Origin of the sequence: Actinoplanes sp. NPDC026670, from assembly GCF_040638175.1 — a bacterium.
Taxonomy (GTDB): Bacteria; Actinomycetota; Actinomycetes; order Mycobacteriales; family Micromonosporaceae; genus Actinoplanes.
Genome location: NZ_JBEZXU010000084.1, coordinates 39,164 through 48,320, shown reverse-complemented (window position 1 = coordinate 48,320; position 9,157 = coordinate 39,164). Strand labels below are relative to the sequence as shown.

At 72.7% G+C, this 9,157-nt stretch carries 7 protein-coding genes; 3 read left to right on the top strand and 4 right to left on the bottom strand.

Translation table 11 applies throughout. From position 1 onward, the window contains the following. Window positions 1-1,101: hypothetical protein (locus AB0E94_RS46330; protein WP_360340920.1), on the bottom strand; the 1,101-nt coding region annotated here is incomplete at its 3' end. A gap of 221 nt (window positions 1,102-1,322) precedes the next feature. On the opposite strand from AB0E94_RS46330, the gene AB0E94_RS46325 reads away from it, so the two are divergent. Together AB0E94_RS46325 and AB0E94_RS46320 are read left to right on the top strand one after the other, a co-directional pair. After that, window positions 1,323-2,657, top strand: a complete 1,335-nt coding sequence (locus AB0E94_RS46325) for a potassium transporter TrkG (protein WP_360340917.1) — start codon at window positions 1,323-1,325, stop codon at window positions 2,655-2,657. Beyond that, window positions 2,650-3,321: a TrkA family potassium uptake protein gene (locus AB0E94_RS46320; RefSeq protein WP_360340914.1), complete on the top strand. Its 672-nt coding sequence runs from the start codon at window positions 2,650-2,652 to the stop codon at window positions 3,319-3,321. Before AB0E94_RS46325 ends, AB0E94_RS46320 begins: the two co-directional genes overlap by 8 nt. On the opposite strand, the gene AB0E94_RS46315 is transcribed toward AB0E94_RS46320, so the two are convergent. Next, complete coding sequence (locus AB0E94_RS46315; RefSeq protein ID WP_360340911.1) at window positions 3,303-3,914, bottom strand: hypothetical protein; 612 nt, start codon at window positions 3,912-3,914, stop codon at window positions 3,303-3,305. The genes AB0E94_RS46320 and AB0E94_RS46315 overlap by 19 nt on opposite strands. 132 nt (window positions 3,915-4,046) lie before the next feature. Between AB0E94_RS46315 and AB0E94_RS46310 the strand changes: the two genes are divergently transcribed. Beyond that, window positions 4,047-7,358, top strand: a complete 3,312-nt coding sequence (locus AB0E94_RS46310; RefSeq protein WP_360340908.1) for a BTAD domain-containing putative transcriptional regulator — start codon at window positions 4,047-4,049, stop codon at window positions 7,356-7,358. On the opposite strand, the gene AB0E94_RS46305 is transcribed toward AB0E94_RS46310, so the two are convergent. Continuing rightward, a complete protein-coding gene (locus tag AB0E94_RS46305; RefSeq protein ID WP_360340905.1) occupies window positions 7,332-8,135 on the bottom strand; it encodes an ABC transporter permease in 804 nt (267 codons plus the stop codon). The two genes, AB0E94_RS46310 and AB0E94_RS46305, sit on opposite strands and share 27 nt — an antisense overlap. After that, window positions 8,132-9,109 (bottom strand): ATP-binding cassette domain-containing protein, encoded by a 978-nt coding sequence (locus AB0E94_RS46300; protein WP_360340902.1) that lies wholly within the window; start codon window positions 9,107-9,109, stop codon window positions 8,132-8,134. Before AB0E94_RS46300 ends, AB0E94_RS46305 begins: the two co-directional genes overlap by 4 nt. Between the last annotated feature and the right edge of the window lie 48 nt (window positions 9,110-9,157).

Below are 9,157 nucleotides of genomic sequence, written 5' to 3'. Positions count from 1 at the left end.
TCGACTCGCTCGGTGAGGTCGGCGTCGGGTTGCTGGTCGCGCTGGAAAATCTGATTCCGCCGATTCCCAGTGAGATCGTGCTCTCCATGGCCGGCGCAGACCGGCGTCGAGGGCGACCACCGACCAGTCGAGACGGCCGGTGAGCTGGACCGGGCCGCGGGCGCCGGGCTGGAGCTCCAGGGTGACGGTCTGGCCGCCACCGACCGCGACCGCGCCGGTCAGGTAGGTGAGCAGGGTGTCCCGCACACCGTCGAGCGCGTCCGGGGAGTCGGCGGTGACCTCGGGGTCGACGACCGGGCGGACCCGGCCGTCCGCCGGCAGGTCGAGCAGCAGCGGGAACGGCAGCCGGTTACGGACCCGGACCTGCTGCGAGCCGGTGCCGGCGAGCACGCACGCGTCGACCCGGCCGGCCGGCGTGGAGACGGCCCGGACCGTCGTGTTCGTCGCCTTCGGCTCGCAGACCAGGTCCTCCGGCGGGCCGCTGAGGTGCTCGACGGAGTCGGTGAGGGAGGCGGCGGCCGCGGCCCGCGCGTACGCCCAGAAGGTCCGGTCGGTGCCCTCCTTGATCGGCAGCACCACCCCGTTGTGGGTGGTGATCGAGTCGCCGACCGCATCGGTGGCGATCCGCCAGGTGCCGAGCACGAAGCTGTCGAACAGGATGGTGTCGCCGGCGACGGTCCGGTCGACCGCGTCGGTCACCGAGGCGGTCAGCGGCACCCAGCCACCGAGGTCGGCCGACCAGCCGAAGACGTTGAGCATCTCCGGGCGGACCCCGGCCGGCAGTTCGGCGTAGTCGATGGCGATCCGGCCCTTGGTGACGTCGCCCTGGACGTCGAGGGTGACCATGTCGCCGACCGTGATGATGCCGGGCGGCGCCGGACGGTCGGCCGGCAGCGGCTCCACACCGAACCGGACACGGATGTCACCCCGGCCGCCGCCGTCCGGCACACTGAACCTGACCAGCCCGTTCAGCCCGAACTCGAAGGCGCCGCCCGGCTCGACGAGCCGTGAATCGGGCACTCCGATCGGCCCGCATCCCGCGAGCCCGGCACCGAGAGCGATGCCCAGAATGCCCGCAAGCATCCCCCGTACGAGTTTCATGTTGTCCTCCCCGGCGGAGGAGGATAACCGGCCAATGTGAAATCCGGTCACCGACCGCAAGGTGTCAACCGTCGCACTCCCGGGACTGGCAGCGCCGGCTCGTCACCGTAGCGTACCGTCGCAACCGGTACGAGACCGTCCGTCCAGGCATCGACCAGCCGATCGAGGCGGACCGGGCACGCGATGAGCACGACGGGCACATCGGGTGATATGACTCATCGGTGCGATCACCCTGGCGGCACCCGGCCCGGATCGTGCCGCTCGCGTTCCTCGCCCTGATCGCGGCCGGCACGGCCCTCATGATGCTGCCCGCCGCCCGCGCCGAGCCCGGCCACGCGCCGTTCGTCACCGCGCTGTTCACCGCCACTTCAGCGGTCTGTGTCGCGGGCATGGCCGTGGTCGACACGCCCTCCTACTGGTCGGTCTTCGGGCATGTGCTGCTGACCGTGCTGACCCAGATCGGCGGGTTCGGCATCGTGGCTCTGGCCACGCTGCTCAGCCTGATCGTGTCGCGCCGGCTGGGCCTGCGCGGGCGGATGCTGGCTCAGGCCGAGAGCGCCGGGCTGACCGGCGGCAACACCGCCCGGGTGCTGATCCGGGTGGCTCTGGTCATGCTGGTGGCGGAGAGCATCATCACCGTGGTGCTCACCCTGCGGTTCTGGCTCACCTACGACTACTCGTTCGGCCGGGCGCTGTGGGAGGCGTTCTTCCACGCGGTGCAGGCGTTCAACAACGCCGGATTCGCCCTCTACCCGGACAGTCTCGTGCGGTTCGTGACCGACCCGTGGATCTGCGTGACCCTGGCTCTCGGCGTGATGGCCGGATCGATCGGTTTCCCGGTCGTGTTCGAACTGGCGCGCGAGTGGCGTACCACCAGGGCCTGGTCGACCCACACCTTCCTGACCGTGACCGGAAGCCTGTTGCTGACGGCCGTCGGCTTTGTGGTCTTCCTGGTCTTCGAATGGGGCAATCCGGGCACGCTCGGCCCGCTGAACACGGCCGGGAAGGTCCTGGCCGCGTTCACCCAGGACGTGATGACCCGGTCCGGTGGCTTCAACAGCGTCGACCTGGGCCACCTGAACAGCGAGACGATCGCCGTCACGAACGGGCTGATGTTCATCGGCGGCGGCAGCGCCAGCACCGCCGGCGGCATCAAGGTGACCACGTTCATGCTGCTCGGCTACGTGATCTGGGCGGAGATCCGCGGCGAGCCGGACGTGGTGATCCGGAAACGGCGGATCGCCGAGGAGACCCAGCGACAGGCCGTCACGGTGGCCCTGATGGGGGTCGCGCTGGTCGCCACCGGTACCGTGGCGCTCGACGCGCTGACCGAGGACGTGCCGTTCGACCGGGCGTTGTTCGAGGTCACCTCGGCGTTCGCGACGGTCGGCCTGAGCACCGGCATCACCCCGGGCCTGCCGCCGTCGGCGCAGGTGGTCCTGGTCGTGCTGATGTATGTCGGCCGGGTCGGCACCATCGCGGTCGGCACGGCGATCGCCCTGAACACGCGGCGCCGCCACTACCGCTATCCGGAGGAGAGACCCCTCGTTGGCTGATCAGAAACTGCCCGAAGGCTCCCACGTCGCGGTGATCGGCCTCGGCCGGTTCGGCGGGGCGGTCGCCGAGTCGCTGCTCGGACTCGGCTACGAGGTGCTCGGCATCGACTCCGACGCGCGGATCGTCCAGGACTGGTCGGACCGGCTCACCCAGGTCGCCCAGGCCGACTCCACCGACGAGGAGGCGTTGCGCCAGCTCGGGGTGCACGAGTTCGACCGGGCCGTGGTGGGGATCGGCACCAACCTGGAGACCAGCGTCCTCACCGTGCTCACCCTCACCGAGATCGGCGTCGAGGAGATCTGGGCCAAGGCCACCAGCGTCAAACACGGCAAGATCCTGGCGTCGGTCGGCGCCGACCACGTCGTCTTCCCCGAGACCGAGATGGGCGAACGGGTCGGCCACCTGATCTCCGGCCGGATGCTCGACTACATCGAGTTCGACGACGGCTTCGCCATCGCCAAGGTCCGGGCGCCGCGCGGCGCCGCCGGCCGGACCCTCGCCCAGCTCGGGTTGCGCACCAGGTGGGGCGTCACGGTGGTCGGCACCAAACGGCCCGGCGAGGATTTCGTGTACGCACGACCCGAGACCGTGGTTCCCGAGGGCGCGGTCCTGATCGTCGCCGGGGACACCGCCAAGGTCGAGGCCTACGCCGCCGAGAACTGATCCGGGCGCCGGCCGGCCTTGGCCACCGCCGCCTCCACCAGCGTCAGGAACTCGGCCCGGTCGGATTCGTCGCCCTCGCTCATCTCGAAGAGCAGCACCAGGGCGCCGTCGGCCACCGCGACGACGGTCGACTCGGAGGACTTGCCGTCGACCGACGGTTTGACGTCCCGGAAGCCGGCGGCGGCGTCACCGATGGCCGGCAGGGTCAGCGGGGTGAGCGTCGAGCCGTTCTCCTTCGGGCAGCGGGCCGGCGTCTTCTCCACCGCCGCGACGAACTCCATCGCGTTGTAGGCGCCGGGCGCGGCGATGCCGGCGAAGACCGACGTGCCGTCGTCCTCCTCGAGGCTCTCCACGACCAGGGTGGTCTCCGGCTCGCCGTCGGGTGACGCGTCGTCGTCGCACAGGGTCCGGTCCCTCGGGATGGGCAGCTTCAGGGTCTGCGGCTCCTCCGCGATCCGGTATCCGGCCGGCGCCTCGGCCGCGGTCAGCAGCGCGTTCTGCAACTCGGTCAGGTTCGGTGGCCCGGCCACCGCGGGACTGCCCGGCGCCACGACGGCAGCGGCCGCGGCGACTGCCAGAATGATCGTTCGCATGTCGTCGAGGCTATGCAGGCGCAACGGCGGCGCGCGGGCCGATGGCCGGAGAACAGCCGATCCGGTCGATCTTCCCGGACTTGCGGTCGCCCGATTTGGGACGGGTGGACGCGACGCGGGAGGATCAGTGTCGTGAGTGGGGACGGGGACCGGCTTCGGGTCGGGCTGTTCGGCGCGCTGCGGGTCACCCGTGGCGGCGCTGAGCTGCCGATCACCGGGGCCCGGCTGCGCGGGCTGATCGCCCGGCTCGCGGTCGCCGGTGGCCGGCCGGTCGCGCCGGGGCTGCTCGTCGAGGCGCTCTGGCCGGAGGAGCAGCCGGCCGATCCGGCCAACGCGCTCCAGTCCCTGATCTCCCGGTTGCGGCGGCAGCTCGGCGGTGGTGACACGGTCGCCCAGGCCGAGGGCGGCTACCGGCTGGCCGTCGAGCACGACGACGTCGATGTGAACCGGTTCGCCCGGTTCGCCGCGGCCGGGCGGGAGCGCCTGCGGGCCGGTGACCCGGCCGGCGCGACCGGACCGCTCGGTGACGCCGTGGCCCTGGCCCGGTCCGACCAGGGCGCCGGGGCCGTCGCGCCCGAGCTGGCCGAGGTGGCGCCGGCCCAGGCCGTGCGGCTCGCGCAGACGGTCGTCGAGACGGTCGCCGACCTGGCCGAGGCGGAGATCGCGCTCGGGCTGGCCGAGGGGGCGGCCGGGCGGCTGACCGGGCTGCTGGCCGAGCATCCCCTCAACGAGCGGCTCGCGGCGCTGCTCATCGACGCGCTGACCACGCAGGGGCGGCAGGCCGATGCTCTCGCCGTCTACGAGCGGGTGCGGGCGGCGCTCGGCGATCAGTTCGGCGCGGACCCGGGGGCGGCCCTGCGGGAACGTCACCTTCACCTGTTGCGCGCGACGACGCCTCTTGCGCCGGATCGGGACGCGTCGTCCGTACCACTGCGGGTGGAGAACGACCTGCCGCCGACCAACCTGCCGGAACCATTGACGAGTTTCGTCGGCCGGGCCGACGACCTCGCGCGGATCGACGCGCTGCTCGGCGCCGGGCGTCTGGTGACCGTGCTCGGGCCCGGCGGCGCCGGGAAGACGCGGCTCGCGGTGGAGGCCGCGCGGCGGCGGGCCGCAGCGTTCCGCGACGGTGTCTGGCTGGTCGATCTGGCCTCGGTGACCGAGGCGGCGAAGGTCGGCGCGGCGGTCGTCGCGTCGGCCGGGCTGCGCGGGTCGGGGCTGTTCGAGACCTCGACCCGGGTGCGGACCGACGGGCGCGGCGACGTCGGCGTGCTGGCCGAGCGGCTGCACGGGCGGGAGATCCTGCTCGTCGTCGACAACTGCGAGCACCTGATCGACGCGGTCGCGCACCTGATCAGCGCGCTGCTCGTGCGCAGCCCGCAGCTGCGGGTGCTGGCGACCAGCCGGGAGCCGCTGGCCGTCGACGGCGAGTCGCTGGTGCCGCTGGGCCCGCTCGGCCTGCCCGCCGCGACCGCCGGCGCCGCCGAGGCCGCCCGTGCCCCGGCGGTGCGGCTGTTCGCCGAGCGGGCCGCCGCGGTCCGGCCGGACTTCACGGTCGACGACGGCACCGCCGGTGACGTGGTGCGGATCGTCCGCGGTCTGGACGGTCTGCCGCTCGCCCTGGAACTGGCCGCGGCCCGGCTGCGCACCCTCGGCCTGGCCGAGCTGGCCGCCGGACTGTCCGACCGGTTCACTCTGCTGACCAGCGGAAACCGCACCGCCCAGCCCCGCCATCGGACTCTGCGGGCGGTGATCACCTGGAGCTGGAACCTGCTCGCCGACGACGAACGTGTCCTCGCCGAGCGGATCGCCGTGCTGCCCGGTGGTGTCACCGCCTCCTCGGCCGCGGCGATCAGCGGCAGCACCGCCCCGGTCGCCGGCCTGCTCGCCGCCCTGGTCGACAGGTCGCTGTTGCAGCTCGCGCCGGGTGGCCGCTACCGGATGCTGGAGACCATCCGGGAGTACGGCATCGAGCGCCTCGCCGAGCAGGGCATCCTCGGCGAGGTCCGGGACGTGGCCGCCCGGCACCTGGCCGCCCTGGTCGCCGAGTACGACGCCCGCCTGCGCACCGCCGCCCAGGTGGAGGCGCTGCGGACGATGCGCGCCGAGTACGACAACACCCTCGCCGCCCTGCGCCACTTCTGTGACGTCGACGACGCCCGGGCCGCGCTGTCGCTCGCTCTCGACCTGGGCTGGTACTGGCAGATGTTCGGCCGGCACGCGGACGCCGCCTACTGGCTGGCCGAGGCCCTGGCCGTGCCGGGTGACGCCGATCCGGTCGCCGTCGACAGTGCCGAGGCGATCCTGGTCCTCAACCGCACCGGCCACGAGCCGGGCCTGCTGACCGAGACCGCCGCCCAGCGCCGCGACCGGGTCCGGGCCCTCGCCGACCGGCTCGCCGCCCACCCGGAGCTGCCCGGGCCGGCCGGGGCGATCGCCGCGTTCATCCTCTACTTCGCCGGTGACAACGAGCTCGCCGAGCAGCGGGTGAACCGGCTGATCGACGGGCCGGACCGCTGGCTGTCCGCGATGGCGCACATGATGCGCGCCCAGATCGCCGAGAACAACGGCGACGTCGAGCAGATGGGCCGGGACGCGGCCCTGGCCCTGGACGGGTTCCGGGCTCTCGGCGACCGGTGGGGGCAGGCCACCGTGCTGCCGCTGCGTGCGCTGATCAGGCAGTACGACGGTGACCTGGACGGGGCCGTCGGTGACCTGCGGGCGGCCCGCGCGCTCGCCTTCGAGTTCGGTTCCCTGGACATCGCCGACGAGATCTTCATCGACCTGCGCTGGGCCGACCTGCACATGCGGCGCGGCGAGCTGGACGAGGCCCGGTCCGCCATCGCGCAGGCCCGGGGGCGGGCCGACCGCTCCGACTCCGGCGAGATGCGGCTGCTCGTCGACGCGCTCGAAGCCGGGATGATGACCTGGCTCGGCGAACTCGACCGGGCCACCGAGCTGATCAACCGGGCCGCGGCCGGGATGGGCATCGGCGGCGCCGAGGAGGCCGACATGCGGCTGCTGCTCGGCGGCGACCACGGCTGCGCGATCGTCGGCGCGGTCCGGGCGTCCCTCGCGGTTCGCCAGGACGATCCGGACACCGCCGAGAAAGCCCTCGCGGTGGCCTATCCGGCGGCCGTGCAGACCCAGGACATGCCGATCCTCGCGCTGGTCGCGGTCGCCGCCGGCGGGCTGGCCGTGCACCGCGGGCAGCCCCGGGAGGCGGCGGCGCTGCTCGGGGCGGCGGCCCGGCTGCGCGGGGCCCACGACCACACCGCGCTCGACGTGATCACGGTGGCCACCCGGGCCCGGGCGGTCCTCGGCGAGGAGGGGTTCGGGGAGGCGTACGCCGTCGGCTGGAACCTGGAGACGGCGGCCGCGCAGAGCCTCATCGACCCCGCGCGGCTCGCCCTCGGATCAGGCCCGCCGGGAATAGGCGCGTAGCGCCAGCGGCACGAAGATCACCAGCAGCCCGGCCATGAACGCCAGCGTCGTCGCCAGCGGACCGGCCACCGGCCCGCCGATCAACAGCCCCCGGATCGCCTTGACCAGCGGCGTGATCGGGTTGACCGACACGAACGCCTGGAGCCAGCCGGGCAGCGTCTCGGTCGCCACGAACACCGGCGACCCGAACGTCAGCGGCAGCACCAGCAGGAACATCACCCCCTGCACCGCGCCCGAGGTGCGGACCATCATGCCCACCCACACCGAGATCCAGCAGAAGCACAGACCGAACCCGATCGACAGCGCCACCGCGGCCACCGCCGGCCAGAACCCGGTCTCCACCCGGAAGCCCATGATCGTGCCGAACAGCAGCAGCACCACACAGACGCTGAGATAGCGCACCACGTCGGCCAGCACCGCGCCGACCAGTGGCGCGGCCCGGGAGATCGGCAGCGACCGGAATCTGTCGAAGACACCCTTCTCGATGTCGGCGTTCAGGTTCTGGCCGAGCGCGACGCCACCCATCGCCAGCGACTGCGCGAGCATGCCCGGCAACAGGAACTGCAGGTAGTCGCCCCGGTCGCCGGCGATGGCGCCACCGAACAGGTACGTGAACAACAGCAGGAAGATCACCGGCTGGATGGTGACGTCGATCAGCGCCTCAGGTGTGCGGATCGTCTTGATCAGACTTCGTTTCGCCAGGGCCGCGCTGTGCCGGATCGTCCGGGTGAACCCCGCACCGGCCGGGCGGGCCAGCGGCTGTGCCATCGTCGTCATACCAGCTCCTCCGCCTTGGTGCGCCCGGTCAGCGCGTGGAAAACCTCGTCCAGGCTGGGCAGGTGCAGCGCCAGCTCGGTCACTTCGACCCCTTCGCCGCGCAGCGCCGGGATCAGCTTGTCCAGCGCCTCGTCACTCGCCACCGGCGCCGACGCGGCACCCGGCCGGGACCCGGCGGTCTGGTCCTGGCTCGCCGACGTGCCCGGCGCGGCCACCAGGTCCAGCAGCCGGACCACATCCGGCAGCCGGTTCGGGTCGGCCGGGCGTACCCGCAGCGTCTGGCCGCCGACCTTGCGCTTCAGCCCGTCCGGGGTGTCGTGCGCGATCACCCGGCCGTGATCGACGACCACGATCTCGTCGGCGAGCGCGTCCGCCTCCTCCAGGTACTGCGTGGTCAGCAGCACACTCGCGCCGCTCGCCACCTGGGTGCGGACCACACCCCACATGTCCTCGCGCTTCGCCGGGTCCAGCCCGGTCGTCGGCTCGTCCAGGAAGATCACCTCGGGCCGGCCGACCAGGCTCGCCGCCAGGTCCAGCCGCCGGCGCATACCGCCCGAATACGTCTTCGCCGGACGCTGCGCGGCCTCCGTCAGATCGAACCACGCCAGCAGTTCGTCGGCCCGGCGCCGCGCGTCCCGCCCGCTCAGATCCAGGAGACGACCGATCAACACCAGATTCTGTACGCCCGTGAGGTCCTCGTCCACGGAGGCGTACTGGCCGGTGAGCCCGACTTTGCGCCGTACCTCCTGCGGGTTCTTCAGCACGTCGACCCCGGCCACGAACGCGGTGCCCTCGTCCGGTTTCAGCAGCGTCGCCAGCACCCGGACCGCGGTCGTCTTACCGGCCCCGTTCGGCCCGAGCACCCCGAGCACGGTGCCGCGCCGCATGCGCAGGTCCACCCCGTCGAGAGCCTGTGTGCTCCCGAACCGTTTGCGCAGCCCTTCGGCGCGCACCACCAGATCTTCCGTTCCCATGCTGTCGAGCCTGACGGCCGTGCCTGGCACGGGGCGCACACCGGCCTG